Annotated in this window: 15 protein-coding genes and 1 pseudogene; 8 read left to right on the forward strand and 8 right to left on the reverse strand. The window is 57.8% G+C overall.

Features of this window, described 5'->3' with window-relative positions:
* Positions 1-78: 78 nt before the first annotated feature.
* Positions 79-3,081, forward strand: coding sequence for a valine--tRNA ligase (locus tag AC0V6M_RS02250; protein ID WP_486137241.1), 3,003 nt, complete (start codon positions 79-81; stop codon positions 3,079-3,081).
* Between the two features lie 284 nt (positions 3,082-3,365).
* Here AC0V6M_RS02250 and AC0V6M_RS02255 read toward each other — a convergent pair whose 3' ends face one another.
* Entirely contained in the window at positions 3,366-3,839 is a 474-nt protein-coding gene (locus AC0V6M_RS02255; RefSeq protein WP_486137242.1) for a UrcA family protein, read from the reverse strand.
* A 66-nt stretch (positions 3,840-3,905) separates the two neighbouring features.
* Here AC0V6M_RS02255 and AC0V6M_RS02260 point away from each other — a divergent pair.
* The 3 genes and pseudogenes from AC0V6M_RS02260 to AC0V6M_RS02270 form a co-directional block, all read left to right on the forward strand.
* A pseudogene (locus AC0V6M_RS02260) lies at positions 3,906-4,082 on the forward strand (helix-turn-helix domain-containing protein); the annotation flags it as partial.
* 18 nt (positions 4,083-4,100) lie between these two features.
* On the forward strand, positions 4,101-4,814 hold the full coding sequence (locus AC0V6M_RS02265) for a LysR substrate-binding domain-containing protein (RefSeq protein WP_486137243.1): 714 nt from the start codon (positions 4,101-4,103) through the stop codon (positions 4,812-4,814).
* A 550-nt stretch (positions 4,815-5,364) separates the two neighbouring features.
* Positions 5,365-6,108 (forward strand): 7-carboxy-7-deazaguanine synthase QueE, encoded by a 744-nt coding sequence (locus AC0V6M_RS02270; protein ID WP_486137244.1) that lies wholly within the window; start codon positions 5,365-5,367, stop codon positions 6,106-6,108.
* A 218-nt stretch (positions 6,109-6,326) separates the two neighbouring features.
* Here the strand turns inward: AC0V6M_RS02270 and AC0V6M_RS02275 are convergent, their stop codons facing one another.
* From AC0V6M_RS02275 to AC0V6M_RS02295, 5 genes are all read right to left on the reverse strand, one after another.
* Positions 6,327-8,156 (reverse strand): ATP-binding protein, encoded by a 1,830-nt coding sequence (locus tag AC0V6M_RS02275; protein WP_486137245.1) that lies wholly within the window; start codon positions 8,154-8,156, stop codon positions 6,327-6,329.
* A gap of 110 nt (positions 8,157-8,266) precedes the next feature.
* Complete coding sequence (locus AC0V6M_RS02280) at positions 8,267-9,028, reverse strand: TIGR02186 family protein (RefSeq protein ID WP_486137246.1); 762 nt, start codon at positions 9,026-9,028, stop codon at positions 8,267-8,269.
* Positions 9,025-9,936 carry a sulfite exporter TauE/SafE family protein gene (locus tag AC0V6M_RS02285; protein ID WP_486137247.1) on the reverse strand — a complete coding sequence of 304 codons (912 nt, stop codon included), beginning with the start codon at positions 9,934-9,936 and terminating at the stop codon, positions 9,025-9,027. Before AC0V6M_RS02285 ends, AC0V6M_RS02280 begins: the two co-directional genes overlap by 4 nt.
* Positions 9,937-10,026: 90 nt before the next feature.
* Positions 10,027-11,196: a hypothetical protein gene (locus AC0V6M_RS02290; RefSeq protein ID WP_486137248.1), complete on the reverse strand. Its 1,170-nt coding sequence runs from the start codon at positions 11,194-11,196 to the stop codon at positions 10,027-10,029.
* The gene (locus tag AC0V6M_RS02295; RefSeq protein WP_486137249.1) at positions 11,193-12,611 is read right to left on the reverse strand and encodes a glycosyl transferase family protein; all 1,419 of its coding nucleotides are present in this window, start codon (positions 12,609-12,611) and stop codon (positions 11,193-11,195) included. Before AC0V6M_RS02295 ends, AC0V6M_RS02290 begins: the two co-directional genes overlap by 4 nt.
* 92 nt (positions 12,612-12,703) lie before the next feature.
* Between AC0V6M_RS02295 and nhaA the strand changes: the two genes are divergently transcribed.
* Positions 12,704-13,927 carry a Na+/H+ antiporter NhaA gene (gene nhaA / locus AC0V6M_RS02300; protein ID WP_486137250.1) on the forward strand — a complete coding sequence of 408 codons (1,224 nt, stop codon included), beginning with the start codon at positions 12,704-12,706 and terminating at the stop codon, positions 13,925-13,927.
* Between the two features lie 33 nt (positions 13,928-13,960).
* Here nhaA and AC0V6M_RS02305 read toward each other — a convergent pair whose 3' ends face one another.
* Positions 13,961-14,398: a VOC family protein gene (locus AC0V6M_RS02305; protein WP_486137252.1), complete on the reverse strand. Its 438-nt coding sequence runs from the start codon at positions 14,396-14,398 to the stop codon at positions 13,961-13,963.
* Between the two features lie 194 nt (positions 14,399-14,592).
* Here AC0V6M_RS02305 and AC0V6M_RS02310 point away from each other — a divergent pair, with 194 nt between their 5' ends.
* A complete protein-coding gene (locus AC0V6M_RS02310; protein ID WP_486139556.1) occupies positions 14,593-15,243 on the forward strand; it encodes an SIMPL domain-containing protein in 651 nt (216 codons plus the stop codon).
* A gap of 174 nt (positions 15,244-15,417) precedes the next feature.
* Here AC0V6M_RS02310 and AC0V6M_RS02315 read toward each other — a convergent pair whose 3' ends face one another.
* Positions 15,418-16,278: a TorF family putative porin gene (locus AC0V6M_RS02315; protein ID WP_486137253.1), complete on the reverse strand. Its 861-nt coding sequence runs from the start codon at positions 16,276-16,278 to the stop codon at positions 15,418-15,420.
* A 271-nt stretch (positions 16,279-16,549) separates the two neighbouring features.
* On the opposite strand from AC0V6M_RS02315, the gene AC0V6M_RS02320 reads away from it, so the two are divergent.
* Together AC0V6M_RS02320 and AC0V6M_RS02325 are read left to right on the forward strand one after the other, a co-directional pair.
* Positions 16,550-17,257 carry a metallophosphoesterase family protein gene (locus tag AC0V6M_RS02320; RefSeq protein ID WP_486137254.1) on the forward strand — a complete coding sequence of 236 codons (708 nt, stop codon included), beginning with the start codon at positions 16,550-16,552 and terminating at the stop codon, positions 17,255-17,257.
* A 91-nt stretch (positions 17,258-17,348) separates the two neighbouring features.
* Positions 17,349-18,659, forward strand: coding sequence for a UDP-glucose dehydrogenase family protein (locus AC0V6M_RS02325; protein ID WP_486137255.1), 1,311 nt, complete (start codon positions 17,349-17,351; stop codon positions 18,657-18,659).
* Positions 18,660-18,795 lie beyond the last annotated feature (136 nt).

Here is an 18,795-nt window from a genome sequence, read left to right on the forward strand (position 1 = left end):
TACCGGGACATATTCCGGGTGGTAGGGCGGAGGGCGTGGGAGGCTACGGCCGCGAGCATACGCGAGAACAAAGCCAAAATGACCGACCAACTGCCCACCACATTTAGCCCCGCCGATATTGAGGCGCGCTGGTACCAGCATTGGGAAGAGAAGGGCCTGTTCCGGCCAGAGCGTCCGGACGCAGAACCCTTCACCATCGTGAACCCGCCACCAAACGTCACCGGGTCGCTGCATATCGGCCACGCGCTCGACAACACGCTGCAGGACATCGTCGTGCGGTACGAGCGGCTGCGCGGCAAAGACGCCCTGTGGGTGGTCGGCACGGACCATGCGGGCATTGCCACGCAAATGGTGGTCGAGCGCCAGATGGAAGAGCGCCAGGACAAGCGCACCAATTATTCGCGCGAGGAATTCGTCGAGAAAGTCTGGGAGTGGAAAGCCGAGAGTGGCGGCGCCATCACTGGCCAGCTGCGCCGGCTGGGCTGCTCAATGGATTGGTCGCGAGAGCAATTCACGATGGACGAGCACTTCACCAAGGCAGTGCTCAAGACCTTCGTTGACCTCTATAATGACGACCTGATTTACCGCGACAAACGGCTGGTCAATTGGGATCCAAAGCTGAAGACCGCGATTTCGGATCTTGAAGTTGAGACGCAGGATTTGAAGGGCAGTTTCTGGCACTTCAAATATCCGCTGGAAGACGGCGTGACGCTGGCGGACGGCCGCGATTACATCGAGGTTGCGACCACTCGGCCCGAGACAATGCTGGCCGATATGGCGGTCGCGGTGCATCCCACTGATGAGCGTTATGCCAGCGTTGTTGGCAAGCATGTAGTGCTACCGATCACGGGCCGCAAAGTGCCGATTGTCGCCGATGAACACGCAGACCCAGAACTGGGCAGCGGCGCGGTGAAGATCACGCCGGGGCATGATTTCAATGACTTTGAAGTTGGCAAGCGCGCCGGAATTGCGGCGGGCGATATGCTCAACATGCTCGATGGCGATGCGAATGTTTGTCAAACGTCGGACGGGCTGGTGCCAGAGGAATTCCTTGGCCTACACCGCTTCAAGCGAGCCAAAGAAGATGGGGGCACGCCCGGCGCGCGCGAAATGGTGATCGAGCGGCTGAAGGAGCAAGGTTTCCTCATCCCGCATATCACCAAGACCAAGAAGGGCGAAGAGCAGGAACTCGACGCCGAACCGCGCACCATCGCGACGCCCTTTGGCGATCGCGGCGGCGTGGTGATTGAGCCGTGGCTGACCGACCAATGGTATGTCGATGCGGAAAAACTCGCCGCGAAACCGATTGAGCAGGTGAAGTCGGGCGAAATCGAAATCATCCCGCCAAGCTGGGAGAAGACCTTTTTCAACTGGATGGAGAACATCCAGCCTTGGTGTGTTTCGCGCCAACTGTGGTGGGGCCACCGAGTGCCAGTTTGGTACGGACCACATTGCGAAGCAAACGAAGACGGATTCAAAACCACGATATTCACGGACGACTCCAAAAAAATATTTGAATTTGTGGGAGTAAGCGAAGACGAAATCATTGAGAATGCTCGACAAAGATATGAGAGTATTACCCGTTTGAAAGTCCAAATCCGCATCGTTGATACGGATGATCCCGACTATAAATTCGATGGAGCACACTTCAGAGAAATTGACGAATCCACTGTAGAATTTGACCTGATACGAGATACAGACGTCCTCGACACTTGGTTCTCTAGCGCACTGTGGCCTTTCGCCACGCTCGGTTGGCCAGAGGAAAAATTCGAAACCGGTCCACGGACAACGGGAATCACAAACTCACTTGGGGGAAGCGAATTAGACCTTCCCTCCAAGCCAAACCTCCTCTCCAAACACTTCCCCAACAATCTGCTGATCAGCGGCTTTGACATCCTGTTCTTCTGGGACGCGCGGATGATGATGATGGGGCAGTACAATATGGGCAAAGCGCCCTGGCCCAAGCTGTATCTGCACGGCCTTGTGCGCGCGGCGGACGGCGCGAAAATGTCCAAGTCGAAGGGCAATGTCGTCGATCCGCTCGGCCTGATTGACGAATTTGGCGCGGATGCGCTGCGCTTCTTTATGGCGGCGATGGAAAGCCAGGGCCGCGATATCAAAATGGATAATGAGCGGGTCAAGGGATACCGTAATTTCGCGACAAAGCTCTGGAATGCGACGCGTTTTTGCCAGTCCAATGGCATTGGCGCGAGCCGTACTTTGGCCGCTCCAGAGGCGCGGCTGGCGGCGAACCAGTGGATCATTGGCGAGGTTCAGCAAACCGTAGAGGCGCTGGACGCGGCGATGGCCGATCTGCGCTTCGATGCGGCGGCGAACACGATCTATCAATTCACCTGGTCGCGCTTTTGCGATTGGTATCTGGAGCTGATCAAGCCCGTGTTTGCCGAAGGCGCGAGCGAGACCGCAGCCGCCGAAACCCGCGAAGTTGCCGGTTGGGCGCTCGATCAAATCCTCGTTATGCTGCACCCGTTCATGCCGTTTATCACGGAAGAGCTGTGGCATGCGCAAGGCGCGCTCAACGGTAACGATCGCAGCGAATATCCGATCATCACCGCCAAATGGCCCGATCCGCGCGCAAACGTCAGCAAGCCTGCGACCCAAGCGATTGACTGGGTGATCGAGCTGACCAGCAATGTCCGCAGCGCCAAAAACGAGCTGGGCATTGCCCCCGGCGCGAAACTGTCGGCATTCCTGCCAAACGCGTCGGAGCTTGCCAGCAGCACAATAGAGCGCAGCAGCGCCGCGATTGAACGGCTCGCCCGCCTGACTCCAGTGACCTTGGGCGAGGCGCCCGATGGCCCGGCCATGCAAGTGACCGCAGGTAGCGACGTGTTCGTGATCCCGCTGGAGGGGATCATCGATATCGCCGAGGAAAAGGCGCGTTTGGAAAAAGCGCTCGCAGCGAGCCAAAAAGAGGCAAAATCTCTCGAAGGCCGCCTAAGCAATGCGAACTTCGTCGAACGCGCCAAGCCCGAAGCGGTCGAGAAAGCCAAAGCCGACTTCGCGCATCACTCGGCAGAAGCAGAGCGGCTGAGGGCGGCGCTGGCGCGGTTGGGGTAGGTTCCTGCTTCGCGACATGCCTACGGAGCCAATGGCGATCTGGTTTCAGGCAGGCACTGGGAATCGATGATGGGTGACATTTTGTGGGACGAACGTTCGCCAGAGCCACTCCTTGATTAGCCAATGCGTGTGGCCAATGCCCAAAGCTCGTATTCGAGTGGAAGCGTGCAATCCGCAAACAAATAGGCTCAAACGCAATTGTACTCAGCAAATTGGGACTTTAGACACGACTAACTCCGACAAGGCATAGCTTGCCGGAGTTAGTAGCAGTTTGACCAATAAAACTAGCGGCGTGCCGCCCGAAATACCCGTTTCGGATCCTGCTTGGACAGAAGTGAAAGATCCGGGTGAGCGATTGCCGCTACGAATTGGTCGGTAAGATCATTTGCGCAACGCTCTATAGCGGCCGCTGGCACATAAAGCGCCGCGCTTTTGCACGAAAGAAAAGCTTCGGACTTGATGCGAGCCAGTAGCAATTCACGCTTAGTCGGAGTGGTCAGTTCACTCTCTTTCAACGCAAATTCAACCACCTCTTTGGCTTGAGCGACATTTGGCATCGCAACGGCGAGAAATACGGCTGAAAACGCGGTCATTAATTTTGTCATGCTAGACTCCTTTTTGCTGCACTGCAGTATGCCCAGCCCAAATTTCCGTTCCATCGCAAAGTAGGCAATACCAAATTGCAAAATTGGAAACGCCCCAAAGATATTGAAAGTATTGGTATTTCTACGAATGCCTTTGGAGTTCGCGGTGAGCAAGTGTTGTGCACTGCAGCATTGTGGTGCATGTGAACGAAGCAAACAAAGGAGCTACTCATTCGTCGCCTGCCACCCACTGGAAGTTTAGAAGCTTTTGTCGCTGCGGCGCGATCAGGTTCGCTGCGGCGCGCATCGCTCGATCTAAACCTTTCGGTTTCTGCCCTAAGTCGCCGCGTTCAAAAACTCGAGCAGCATACGGGTTGCCCGCTCTTCATTCGTCGAGGGAATGAGTACCGGCTTAATCAGGAGGGGCGTCGTCTTTTGGCGGAGATTGAAAAGCCTTTTGACGAGATACTGGCTGCTTTCGAACAGCGTGGTCCAATCAAGAGTAAGAGTTTGGCAGTTGGTGTGCCGACGTCATTCGCGACCGCTTGGCTGATCCCGCGATTGGAAGCATTTCGAAAGAGCAATCCTGACATCAATCTCCAACTCGACACATCTGGGTCGCCGGTCGAGAAGCTTGGAGAGAGTCTGGATATGATCATCTTCTTCGCGGAAGAAGGCGCGGAACCGGTGAAGGTTGAAGTGTTGCGACCTCAAGGAGCGTTCCTTGTAGCTCGAGAAGGGCTGGTCGATAGGCGCGATGGGCTGAAAAAGGCTCTCAGATCCACGCCAATTCTAGTCCATCGGGATCTGCCCCACATTCTGGAAGACTGGAAGAGCGAGATCGGGCTGACAGATGATCTTGATCTTAAGATCGATAAATTTGACGACGGGCGTCTATTGATTGCTGCTGCTCAAAGCGGGCTTGGATTGGCGCTCGTTCTGGAAGACATGGTGACGTTTTACGGCGACCCAGCGGGACTGGTGCGGCCATTTGGCGAATATGTGCCTACGTCCTGCAGTTATGTGGTCGCGATACGACCAGCATCGGGCAGTGCGCACGCGATTGAGCGCTTTCGTGCCTGGCTTGTGAGTGAGACAGAGAAAGAGCGCCAGAGCATTCGGGCTGGAAAGATGCTGGAGACGCAATAGCGCCTCCAGCGGAAGTTTGGGAGAGGGTCAGGCAGCAATGCCGCTTGACGAGCCATAGATCATATAAATCTCTGAGACTTGCCATCGCAGAGAGGGAAAGGCGCGTTGCACAACTTGCAACGCCTCATCTTCGGATCTTAACGTGTCGCTTGGCTCTGTTTGGATAGGTGCGAAATCATGAAATTGGGCTTTCGGTCGGCAAATGGTCGCTCGCGTTAAGTCTCCTATTCTCGAATGCGCTTCAGAAGGTAACGCGCTTCCATAGTTTCCTACGCTACCGGGATATGCGAAAGGTGCGGGTTATGAGCCATGCTGCATTCCCTCCGTTTCAATCGATAAAACCGATTAATGCCCACGCCTGTGATCGATTAGTTTTAAGCGCTAGGACTGTGCTCCAGGCGTTCCAAGCCTGCACTAAGAGCGATGAACGGAGTTGGACCGAGCCACCCGCGACCTCCACCCTTCCACCTCGAGCCTACCGGGACACTATCCGGGTGGAAGGGTGGAGGTCGCGGGTGGCTCGGTCACTCACAACAGAAAGCGCTCAACCATGAAGCTGGTGCTGGCCACAGACGGAGCGGTCGCGGATGGCGGCGGGCCGGAGATCTTCGCCTCTCTGCAAGGCGAGGGGCCGAGCGTCGGGACGCCGGTGGCGTTCATGCGGCTCTCGCGCTGCAACCTCGCCTGCACGTGGTGCGACACGGCCTACACCTGGCGCTTTGACGAGAGCCGCCCGCACCGCCATGGCATCGCCTTTGAGCGTAAGGCCAATCAGGTGTCACTCGAGGTTGCGGACGTCGCGGCGCGCATCCTGGCGCTGGGGCAGAAGCGGCTGGTCATCACTGGCGGAGAGCCGCTGCTGCAAGGTGCGGCGCTGGCCGATCTGATGGCGCTGATCCCGGATATGGAGATCGAGATAGAGACCAATGGGACGACCAAAGCGCCGTCTCATGTCGACATTCGCGTCGATCAGTACAACGTCAGCCCCAAGCTAGCGCATTCGGGCAATGAGACGGAATTAGCGCTGATCCCGGAGCGGCTCGACTTCTACGCTTGCGATCCGCGCGCCTACTTCAAGTTCGTGATCGCTTCGCCAAAGGATGTGGAGGAGGTGCTGGAGCTACAGCGGCGCTACATGTTCAAACCTGGCCACGTATTCCTGATGCCAGAGGGCACGGACAGCCAGACACTGCGAGCGCGCGAGGAATGGCTCAGCCCGCTGTGCCTTCAGCATGGCTTTCGCATGTCAGACCGGCTGCATATCCACCTGTATGGTGATGAAAGGGGTACGTAGTTTGCTTGCGCCCTCAAGCGCCGGGCGCGGGCCATCCGGCCCGCTTGGCTTTCGCGGCATCAGCCGCGGCGCGCGGTCGCGCTTGCGAAGCCTAGCGGCTTCGAAATTGCACCATCCATCTGGCTTGGTCGCAGAACCCGGCGCGCAGCGCCACCCGACCTTCAGGTCGCATGAGCGAGGACATCGCACGCTGGATAGCGTGCGGACCACAAGAATCGCTAACCTTGAGAACGCCAGCGCTGGACGACGCGGCTCACGACCTCTTCCTCGCCGCCGCCTTCCGACCACAGGTCAACAAAGCTCGGGTCTTCGGATGCGGGACGCTTGCTCTCTTCGAGGTTGTCGAAGCTCACGCGGATCGGGATCGCGACACCCTCGCCGCAGATGATCACCTCGCGGTTGCGCAGCGCGGGGATGGAATCGAGGAAACCGCGCGCGCCTTCCGGCATGGCGGCCTTCACGAAGGCCTGGTCGCGGTCGTTGTTGAGACGCATGGAAAGGATGGTGCCGCATTGTGACAACACACCTTCGGCAAGGTCGGATGGGCGCTGGGTGATGAGGCCCAGACTAATGCCGTATTTCCGGCCCTCTTTCGCGATCCGGCCAAGGATGCTGGCAACCGATGAACCGTCCGAGTTCTTCTCGTTTGGAACATAGCGGTGAGCCTCCTCGCAAACGAGCAGGATCGGACGGGTCTTCTCTTCGCGGCCCCAGATCGCAAAGTCGAACACGAGGCGGCTGAGAACGGCAACCACGGTCGAGGTGATGTCTGATGGGACGCCCGAGACGTCGATGATCGAGATCGGTTTGCCATCGCCGGGCATGCGGAACACCTTGGCGATGAAGTCGGCCATCGTGTCGCCAACGAGCATGCCGGAGAACATGAACTGATAGCGCGGATCGGCTTTCAGCTCGTCGAGCTTGCCCTTGATCCGCATGTAGGGCGCAGAGGATGTGGCCTTGTCGAGCTTGCCCATTTCGTCCTGCAGCTTGGTCGCGAGGTCGGACAGGAGATACGGGATCGGCGAATCTGCGGTGATCTTGCCCATCGTCTCGGCCAAGCGGTTCTTGGAGCGAGCATGCAGTAAGCACTTGGCGAGAATGTCAGAATCGACTTGGCGTTCGTTGCCGTCGCTGGTGAGGAGAACTTCGCAATGCTCCTCGAAGTTCATCAGCCAATACGGCATTTGCAGGTTCGACACATCGAGGATGTGGCCGGTTTGGCGGAAAGCTGCGGAATACTCGCCGTGGGGGTCAATCATGACGATGTGCCCCTGAGGCGCTGCCTCACAAATGCGGTGCAGGATGAGCGCGGCGCTGGTCGACTTACCAGTACCGGTAGAGCCCAGCAGCGCGAAGTGCTTACCCAGCATCGCGTCGATATACATGCCGGCGCGGATATCCTTAGTCGGATAGACGGTGCCAATTGTGATGTTCGCGCGGCCATCGCTGGCGTAGATCTGCTTCAAGTCTTCGGTCGTCGCCGGATAGACCAGCGCACCAGGAACCGGATAGCGCGTCACACCGCGGCGGAAGCCATGGATGCGGCCCGTCAGTTTCTCTTCCTGCCCCTCGCCGAGGAAGTCGATATTGGCAGTGATACCTTTGTCGTTACGGCGATCCTTGCGCTGGTCACGCACATTGGCCAGCAGCCATGCATCGCCCACGCGGATCTTGATCTGACTACCGACTTGGCCAGCGAGCGCGATCGAAGGATCGGCATCTTCCATACATTCAGCAAGACGCTGAAGATCGATGGCAACCTGAGAGCCAGCACCGGAAATCTCTAGGACTACGCCGATGGGTTGCTTGGCATTTTCGTGTGACTTCTGCTCAGCAGCCGACAGCGAGGATGGCTGACCCGCAGCAGCGGGCTGCGGAGTTTGAGCGGGCGAAGGCGTTGCCTCGGGCGCTGGCGCAGGTGCAGTAGCCGGTGCAGGCGCGCTGGTTGCGGCATGCATCCCTGCGACTGCATCATTAGCGCCATCGGTTGCGCGTGCACCACTTTCTTGCGAACGACCAAAACCCGGATTGCTCATATCTGTCATGAGATCACACTTTCCCCAAAATTATCTGGGGTCACCCGTACTCAGATTGAGGTTAAGATCGCGTCAAGACTGCATGAAAAGCTGTACGATGGACCGCGCGGCACAACAGCTTAAACCTTTGCGAACACCCGGCCAGCGAACCATCCCATGAACACCGACAGCGCAATTGCACCCAGCCCATAGAGCAATGCCCAGCGATTGGCTGCGTTTACGACCCGTCCTTCAAGCCCGACCTTTTCGACCGTGATCGGCGCGGTCGCACTGGCAAGCACCCGCCCATTGGCAATCGCAAAGGTTTCCGCGGTGTATTGGCCTGTCGTCACATTGGAGGGGAGATTGATCCGCGCCTGATACAGCACTTTTTCTGTAATTCTGACGCCGTTCATATCCTCTTTGTAGAGGCCTAACCGCCTGCGCATATCGACCAGGCCATCGGAGAAGCGGGTCTGCGTTTCTGGCTCAATCTGGCCGGACGGGCTGAGCTGAATAAAGCTCGTACCAAGCTCATAGATCGCCGCGGTACGCTCATCGACGATTTCGGGGATCGGGCGCGACGAAGCCACCGCGAAGAATGCTGGCGCAGATCGAAAATCGGTGCTTTCCGCGTTCATCCAAATCCCAGCGATGCGCTCTTTCTCGCGCAGTCGGATCGCCTCTGCGGGGCCTTTCAGCACAACGACAATATCATATTCGGTGCCGCGCGCAGGGCCCGCTGGATCAACAATCGCACCGTAAAGCAGCAGATCAGCCCCGGTGAAACCTTGGCGCACCTCCACCCGATTTTGGCTGACCTCTGGCACCAATATTGGTTCTCGCTGAGCGCTCAGAAAGATCGCTGCAAGTCCCAAGAATGCAAGGCGCGCCGCCATCATAGCGGGCTCACCGTATAAATCTCGTCAGGCTCAATGCCCAAACCATAAAGCATGCGCAGCGCGACCAAGATCACAATCCCGGCCAGGATCAGACGCAGCAGCTCCGGCTTAGCCTTAAGCGCGATCTGAGTGCCAAATTGCGCCCCCATGACCGAGCCGAGTAGCAATAGCCCTGCCAAAACGATGTCCACCGCTTTAGTCGTCAGTGCGTGGGTCATGGTCGTCACCATCGTCACAAACAGGATTTGAAACAGCGAGGTTCCCACCACCACATTGCCGCTCATCCCCAAGAGGTAGAGCATGGCTGGCACCAGAATGAAGCCCCCGCCCACGCCCATCAGCATGGTGAGAATACCCACCAACACGCCCAGAATAAGCGGGGCGAGCGGGGAGATATAGAGGCCGCTGCGATAGAACCGCCAGCGCATTGGCAGATTGGCAACCAGAGGGTGGTGGCGGCGTTTGCGCGGTTGCTTTGTCGCGCCCTTGCGCGGCCATAGAGCCTCAATCGCCTCGCGCGCCATCAGCCCGCCGATGGTGCCCAGCATCACCACATAAAGCACGTTGATCACGACATCGATCTGGCCAATGGATTGTAGCAACCGGAACAGCAAAGCGCCGATCAGCGCGCCGACGATACCGCCGCCGACCATCACCAGACCCATGCGGTAATCCACGCCGTTCCGCTTACGATGCGCAAGCACGCCCGACACGCTGGCCCCGGTTACCTGCGTCGCCGCAGAGGCCGCCGCGACCGTTGGCGGAATGCCGTAGAAAATCAGCAATGGTGTGGTCAGAAACCCGCCGCCAACTCCAAACAGGCCAGAGAGAATACCCGTCAGTCCGCCCAGCATGACGATGTAAAAACCGTTCACTGACAGATTGGCTATGGGCAGGTAGACATCCATAGCAGAGGAGTAGCCCAGCAAGCGGACGGATTAAAGACAATGCTGAGCGCAAACCCCGTTATTCATGAAGGGGTTGCGGCGAAGCCTCGATTAGAACCGAGTGGAAATGGTCGCAGCAACGCCTGAGGATGGCGCAGCATCGCCAGACACCCGCTCTCGCCAGTCGACCGAAAGGCGTGCTGGCACCTCGCCAATCCGCACATCAAGGCGCGCGGTTGGCCCCAGATCGACCCGGTGGATGTCTGCCGCTTGCCCAGCCCCCTGATACCCAGCCCATATGCCGCCGCCGACGCTGACGCGGGCAGATTGCGATTTGGCGAGGTCGAATTTGGCCACCTCGCGCGTCACAGCCATTTGGCCGTCGACAAACGCGATGGAATTGTCGCCGCTGACAAAGCCGCCTTGCGCATAGACTTCGGCTTTAGCGCCTACCGGAAGAGCCAGCGGCGGTAATTCAGTGGTCGCAAAAGCAGCGCCGCGCACTTCGGTGCTAAACGTGCCCTCGGTCACTCGCACTTCACCATGCACGCGCAGCGGCACTGCGCCAAGTGGACGGGCAGACACGCCTAGCGCGGCCTCGCTTTCTCCATTGCTGACCAATGCGCGGTAAGCCCTAAGGTAGGCGCGCGGATCATGACGAGAGCTGGGAGCGAAGCGATATTGCAGCACCGCGCCAGCTTGGCTCGCGCCGTAGACCGGAACACGCCCCTGCGAGATAAGTCCGGAATTGGAGCCCTGACGCCAGAACGCCCAGGCATCGAGCGACCAACGATCAGCTTTGGCATTGCCGTCTTTGCCCGTTCCGCTCGTGGGCAAGCTCCATCCTGCGCCCGGCGCGTCTTGGATCATCAGGCTTGGGGCACTCGGACGCGCCCACGCGCCTTCGACCGCACGCGGCAGAGGCAGCTGGCTCATCGCCGCCATCAGCAGCATCTGGTGCCCAGCGGCGACATGCAATGTGTCGGAGAATATCTGTCTTCCGCGCAGCTGCTCTGCGGTAAGGCCCATCGCTGGGACTCTTGCCTGGACGGGAGCCGTGAAGCCTGCGCCGGCGAGCTGATCTGGGCCGGACGCCTTTACGGCCACCAATTCAGGCTCAGCCGGAGCCTCCGCAAAAATCGCGTCGACCGACTTTGAAAAGCTCTCAGGGATAGGAAACGGGCTTTCCCAGAGCATTGCGCGCCCGCTGATCCATGCGGCCAAGACAAGCCCAAGCATGGCGAGCGGCCCGCCGCGTCGTGATCGTGCAAAGCTGGTCATATGCGGCCACCTGCTGGCTGGGTTACCCGTGCAGGCTGCGCTGAATGGTCTGTTTTATCCCATACAATAGCGCGCCCGGCGAGCGTGCCGATGTACGCCATAACCGCGCGGCGCCCCGCCATAATCGAAATGATATTGGCAATCGGAATGCGCAGGACAGCGCGGACACCCTCGGCCGTCCCATACTCGCGCGCAGTGAAGGCAAAGCGCAAGGCCGACCGCCAGCAGAATGCAGCCAAATTGATCCAAAGCAGCCAGATTGCGATGTGAGAATATGGCAGTGGTTCACCATAGCCCAGCTTAATCCCGAGCCAGATCGCAGCGGATATCGCCAGCAACGCATAGCCCATCAGCAGGACGAGAGCGGTGAACGGCCCTCGCCGGTCCCGCGCCCTCATCCAGCTCTCGACGAGATTGCCAGACCAGCCCATGCGGTCCCAGCCTTGTAGAGCAATACCGTGCACCCAGCGTGTCTTCTGGCGCACCACAGTGTCGATCCGATCAGGGAAGAACGCGCGGGTTGCAATCAGCCGTCCATTGGCGGCGCGTGCGCGGATAAAGCGCGACTTTCCGCCCATCTCCGTGATGCTTAGCCCCATTTCATAATCTTCGGTCAGGGAATCCGCGACGAAAGGCTGACGGTCGGCGTGGCGCATGCGCAAATGCTCGATCGCTTCGCGCTCAATCGCGCAGCCAACCCCCGCCCCTGGCAAAGCAGCGCCCAGAGCATCGCGCACCACCATACCCTTGCTGTGAGACTCGGCGAATTCCTCGCAATAGTGGCTGCCGATCCAGCGGCTTTCCTTGTTTCGCAGTGCGTGGACAGGAAGCTGTACGAATTGCGCGCCGTTCGCATGCTGGCCAATGTGCCGGTCGAGCAATGACAGCGCGGCAGGATCGACCAAGTCCTCTGCATCGTGAAACACAACCATGTGATTGCGCACACCGCGCCGACGCTCATCATCGCACATCGCGCCGTAAATCCGGTTCAAACAATCTGCCTTGGTGCTGGGACCATCACGGTCATGAATCACAATGCGCAGGCGCGGATCGGCATTGGCGGCATCACTCGCCGCCGCGATAGTGGCCGAGTCGTTTCGGTAACAACCGACATACAAACGCAGCCCCTTTTGCGGCCAGCGCTTCAAAACTTCAGACACCGTAACGCCGATCACCTCAGCTTCGGACCAGGTCGGAATGAACACCGCCGCATCGCCGCACAGCTCGCGCGTTTCGTTTTCATCTTTTTCAAATTGTTGCGTTTTTGCACGCCCAGTGAGCTTCAACCACACCCAAGTAACGTCTACAAAAAGATCGTCAATCGCGCCTATTAGGAAGAATATGCCCGCGAATAAAAGTAGCTCGTGTTGGAACAATACCAGCCATTGCCAGACGTCAAAATTTATTACTTGCAAGCCGACCCCCGTCCCCACTTGTGCAAAACAACCTATCGCGCTCGGATAAGGCTTGCAACGGAAGAAAGTTTTAGAGAGGGGGTAACGCGACTATGGCCCAATCAAACTCCTCCTTACGCTCGGTGTTCGCGCCAGTGCGCGCCCTGTTCGTTGGCGATGCCTCTGCCGGTATCTTGCTGATCCTCGTGGCGGCCGCCGCGATGCTAGCAGCGAACTCTCCTCTTTCAGGTGAATATCGCGAGCTGTTCTACGGCGATCTCGCTTGGACCCCGATTGCCAAGCTCGATGATCTCCACCTTTGGATCAATGACGGTTTGATGGCGATCTTCTTCTTCGTCGTCGGGTTAGAGGTAAAACGAGAACTCGTTGGCGGGCAATTGTCAGATCCCGCCGCGCGCAGACTGCCGATGGCAGCCGCTGCGGCCGGCATGGCGGTCCCTGCCCTCGTCTACATCACAGTTTCCGGCGGCGGCGAATATGCCAGCGGCTGGGCCATTCCAGCGGCGACCGACATTGCTTTTGCAATGGGCGTGCTTGGCCTGCTCGGCAGCCGGGTGCCCGCATCGCTGCGCCTGTTCTTGCTGACGGTGGCCATCGTGGATGACATCGGCGCGGTGATGGTGATTGCGGTGTTCTACACGCCCACGATCAAACTTGCTTGGCTGGTCGCGTCAATCGTTGTTTTTGGCCTGATGATTGCGCTCAACCGGATGAAGGTCAGCGTCTTTAGCCCTTACATCCTGCTTGCCCTGGTGCTGTGGTACTGTGTGCTCAACACCGGGGTCCACGCGACCATCGCTGGCGTATTGGCAGCGCTCACCATCCCGATGCACCGCAAGGACGGCAACTCTATGCTGGAGCGGCTTGAGCATGGCATGGCGCCGTGGAGCGCCTATCTCGTCGTTCCTGTATTTGGCTTTGCAAATGCCGGCGTCTCGTTTGAAGGCATGGGGATCGGCGCTTTGCTTGATCCGCTGCCCGTAGCGATCGCGGCGGGTCTCGTGGTCGGCAAGCAATTGGGTATCTTCACGACGATTGTGATCGCGGAGAAGACCGGCTTTGCGCAGCGGCCCGAGGGCGCCAGCTGGGCCGAGGTGTGGGGCATATCGATCCTGTGCGGGATCGGCTTCACCATGAGCCTATTTATTGGCGGGCTTGCATTCCCAGACCAACCGATGTTCATCGAAGAGGCCAAGATCGGCATCCTCACCGGCTCCGCGATATCGGCGGTGCTCGGCTTTATTGTCTTGCGCCTAACGACGACGCATCCCGATGCCGAGTGCGATGATCAAGGCAATCAGCCCGCCAACGCGTAAAGCATTGGCGGCTGAGCCGCGCCGATCAGAACCCTACCAACTGCCGGTGTTTTCCATGCTGGCCCACGGCTCTTGCGGCTCCAGATTGCCGTCTTGGAGCAATTCAATCGAAACGCTGTCTGGTGACTTCACAAAGGCCATATGCCCATCGCGTGGCGGCCGATTGATGACCACGCCTGCGTCCATCAGTCGCTGGCATGTGTCGTAGATGTTCTCCACCCGGTAGGCGAGATGGCCAAAATTGCGGCCATTGTCATAGGCCTCTGCTTCGCTGCCATCTTCAGGCGGCCAATTGTAAGTCAGCTCAACCTCGGCAACGCCTTCCTGTCCCGGTGCAGCCAGAAAGATCAACGTGAAGCGGCCCGCCTCAACATCAAACCGGCGCACTTCCTCCAGCCCTATCAGCTTAAAGAAATCGACCGTGGCATCGGGATCGGTCACGCGGATCATGGAATGAAGATATTTGGTCATGACAGGCCTTTTCCAGTTCAAATTCAGTTCATCGACAAATAAGCACAATTCATCGCACTATTAAGGAGGATGCGATGACTGATATAGCGATGGATATGCAGCAAGAGATGGAGCGTGAAGGTACGCGGCGCAAGGGCGGGATTGGCCCAACCACGACGCGCTGGTTTGGCACAGCCGCCATCGCAGCAATCGGCATGACATTGGGCGGATATCTGCTTGGTGACGGATTGCTGCGGGCCAAAGAGGCCGAACGGTCTGTGACAGTGCGCGGATTGGCAGAGCGCGATGTTACCGCCGATCTCGCCACATGGACGATCTCCTACTCAGCCAGCGCTGCCAATCTTGCTGAGGCCCAAGGCAAAGTTCAGCGCGACACCCGGGCCATCGAAGGCTTCTTTAAGGGGCTCGGCTTTCCGGCGGATAGTCTACAACCGACCGGAGCCAATGTTTCCAGCCACACCAATCGTGGCATCACGACCTACACCGTACGCCAGCGCCTCGCGCTGAGGACCGACAATATCGAGCTGGCACAAAAGGCGGTCGCTAATCAGTTTGATCTGGTTGGCCGCGGTGTGTTCTTGGAGGAAGGTTCTGGCATGAGCTACACCTTCACCAAATTGAATGACATCAAGCCAGAAATGGTGGCCGAGGCGACCCGCGATGCCCGCGCCTCAGCAGAACAATTTGCGCAAGATTCTGGCTCAGGTGTCGGCGCGATCAAAGATGCGACCCAAGGATATTTCTCCATCGAGGCACGCGATGGCGATGGCGGCGGATGGGGCAAGAGCGACAGCCCCTATAAAAAGGTCCGGGTGGTCACCACGGTCAACTTTTCCTTGGATTGATTCTTTGCTTTTGCCCTCAGATGCCCGGCGGCAAAACGAGCAATGAGCGAGGAAATCGCGAGCGCAGATGCGCTTGCCCAAAAACAAAAAGGCACGGGGACAATGCGCATAGCCCCCGCGCCTTTTCTGCTCCACTCACAAAAGTGGGATGTGCCCCAAGGGGCCTTAATGTGATTAGATGCTGGCGCTCAATGTGAACACGACTGCATCATCGGTGAAGACGCCGCCTGGATCGATCAGGCCATCGCCCTCTACACCAACGTAAGAGATGCCGAAGCTGAGTGGTCCGTAGACAGCCGCTTCTGCGCCGATTGACCAGTCAAATGCCTTGCTGTCATTCGTGAATGTCAGGAAGCCATCGGTGTAGCCAAGGTGACCGGTCAGCGTGACCGGCGTATTTGGGATTCCGACACCTACATCGCCATAGATGTAGAAGTTGTCAGTACCGCCGAGCGAATCTTGATCGGGTGCATATGCAACGCCAACCGTTGTTTCGGCTGGGCCGAAGGTAAAGCCAAGCGAGCTGTAGAATTCGATGTAATCGAAATCACCAGCGCCAGCATCTGGGTAGAGATAGGCGATTGCGCCCACATCTAAGCTGAGACCTTCAGTCAGATCGCCGCTCCAACCGCCGTATACGTCGACTTCGGTTGAGCCAAAACCAACGGTGTCTTCATCAAGCGAAGAGGCCCAAGTACCGGCGTAAATGCCGATATCAGTCGAAAGATCGACGCCGCCCTGAATGGCGATTTCGCCGCCGGACAGGTCAACACCGCGGAAGCGATATTCGCTGACCAATGCGACATTGGCCGTCACTTCAAAACCAGCGTCGCTATCGGCATAGCTAGCTTTTGCAGCATCAACCGGTGCGCTTGCACGATCAGCTTCGCTATCAATGAAGGTAGCAATTTCGGATGTTGCCGGGGCTGGAGTTTGCTCGCCAGCTTCGGCTTCATTAGCAAGTGCTGGAGCTGCAGAAATGAGCAAACCAGCGGATAGAGTTGCGGCGGAGAGGCCGCGAATGGACGTGAGCATTACAACTTCCTTTATTGTGTTGTTGCTTCGTCCCACCTGCGCCATCAGTGGTTACCAACTTATTTACGGTAATCTCATCTGAGTACGAATTTTTCTTGCCGAGGATCGCCGCGCGGCACAAGAGAAATTGCGCAAGCGCAGGTAAACAACAGCAAGTGTGTGGATTTTGCACCACCCGAAAAGTGAGCGCTCGATCAGTTGCCGTTAAGCCTACACTTGCCTAAAGCGCACCGACGCCCACCTACCGGCTCGACCGCATTCTAATTGCACCATGATCAAAACGCTTCGCAAACTCTTCCATTCGCGGCCTGACACGCCTTTGCCTGCAGTTCCTGCGGGAACGCGTTATTATGCGATCGGCGATATTCATGGGCGGCTTGATCTATTCAAGGCATTGATCAAGGCGATTGAGGCTGACGATGCAGAAGCGGGCGAGGCTGAAAGCCATGTCATCTTGCTGGGCGATCTGGTTGACCGGGGCGATGACAGCGCAGGCGTGATCGCGCGAGCTCGCAAATGGCAGCAGAAGCGATCCGTCCGCATTCTCGCAGGCAATCACGAGGAAATGTTCCTTGAGGCCTTCGATGATATCGACGTGCTGCGCCATTTTCTGAAGCATGGCGGGCGCGAGACGATCCTGAGCTACGATATCACGCCGAAGAAGTTCAATGCGATGTCGCTTGAGGAGCTGTTCAAGGCGCTACCAAAAATCGTCCCCGCTGAAGAGCGCGCCTACGTGAAAGGATTTGAAGAAATGATCATCGTGGGCGATTATCTATTCGTCCACGCCGGCATTGACCCCGCGCGCCCAATCGATGAGCAAAAGCGCAGCGACATGTTGTGGATCAGAGATCGGTTTTTGCGGCACCAAGGGGGTTTGGTAAAGTCGTCGTACACGGCCACACCATCTTCCCTAACGTCATGGACAACGGCCATCGGATCGGGGTCGACACTGGCGCGTTCCGCTCGGGCGTGCTGACGGCATTGGTGCTTGAGGGCACCGAGAGAAGAATTCTGCAAGCTGTTGATGACAACGGCACGATCAAGACATTCAACGAGGAACAAGTGCGATGAAAATTACCATGGTTGGATCAGGCTATGTTGGCTTGGTGTCGGGCGCATGCTTTGCAGACTTTGGTCATGAGGTGGTGTGCGTTGACAAGGATCACAGCAAGATCGCTCGCCTCAAAGACGGCATCATGCCGATCTACGAGCCCGGGCTTGATAGCCTAGTCGAGAGCAATGCCGCCGCAGGCCGCCTATCTTTCACGACCGATCTGGCCGCTGGCATTGATGGCGCACAGGCAATCTTTATCGCGGTCGGCACGCCAAGCCGCCGCGGCGATGGTCATGCAGACCTGACCTTCGTCTATGAGGTCGCACGCGAAGTTGGCGAACACCTCGCGAATGAAGCGGTGATCGTCACCAAGTCCACCGTCCCGGTTGGCACCGGCGATGAAGTCGAGCGGATCATCAAAGACACCGGCACCGCGCACAAATTCGCGGTAGTATCCAACCCAGAATTCCTGCGCGAAGGCGCGGCTATTGGCGATTTCAAACGCCCTGATCGGATCGTGATTGGGGCTGAAGATGATCTCGGGCGCGAGATCATGCGCGAGGTTTACCGCCCACTGTTCCTCAACGAGTCGCCCATTCTGTTTGTTGGCCGCCGCACCAGCGAGCTGATCAAATATGCCGCTAATGCGTTTTTGGCGACCAAGATCACCTTCATCAATGAGATGGCAGATCTATGCGAGAAAGTAGGCGCCAATGTCCAGGACGTGGCGCGCGGCATCGGCATGGACAATCGCATTGGCTCAAAGTTCCTCAACGCTGGTCCTGGCTATGGCGGATCATGCTTCCCCAAAGACACGCTGGCGCTGCTCAAGACAGCAGAGGATTACGACAGCCCAACCCGGATTGTGGAAGCCGTGGTCAAAACCAATGAAAGCCGAAAGCGCGCAATGGGCCGCAAGGTGCTCGATGCACTGGGTGGAGCGGAGAGCGCACGCGGCAAGAAAGTCGCCATGCTCGGCCTGACATTCAAACCCAATACGGACGATATGCGCGATTCACCGGCAATCGCCATTGCTCAAACTTTGGGCGATGCCGGAGTTGAGGTCGCCGCCTTCGATCCAGAAGGCATGGAGATCGCCAGCCCCCTCATGCCGAACGTGATCATGTGCGACGAGCCTTATGCGGCGATCAAGGATGCGGATGCTGTCGCGATTGTCACGGAATGGGACGCGTTTCGCGCACTCGACCTTGGCCGGGTGAAGGATCTGGCCAAGGCGCCTGTAATTGTTGACCTGCGCAACATCTACAATCCGGATGATATGCGCAGCGCTGGCTTTGACTACTCTAGTATCGGCCGAAATTAACCATACCTATCAATAGAAAATTGAAAAAATTTTCCGCGCATAGGGATTGCTCAAAACCGCAGTTTCCTAGGCCTTAGCGGCTGTACGTCGCAAAATAATCACGTCTCACCTCCCTCCCGTTCAGCACTTATGCAGG

It is taken from the genome of Erythrobacter sp. JB3-1, assembly GCF_057364995.1.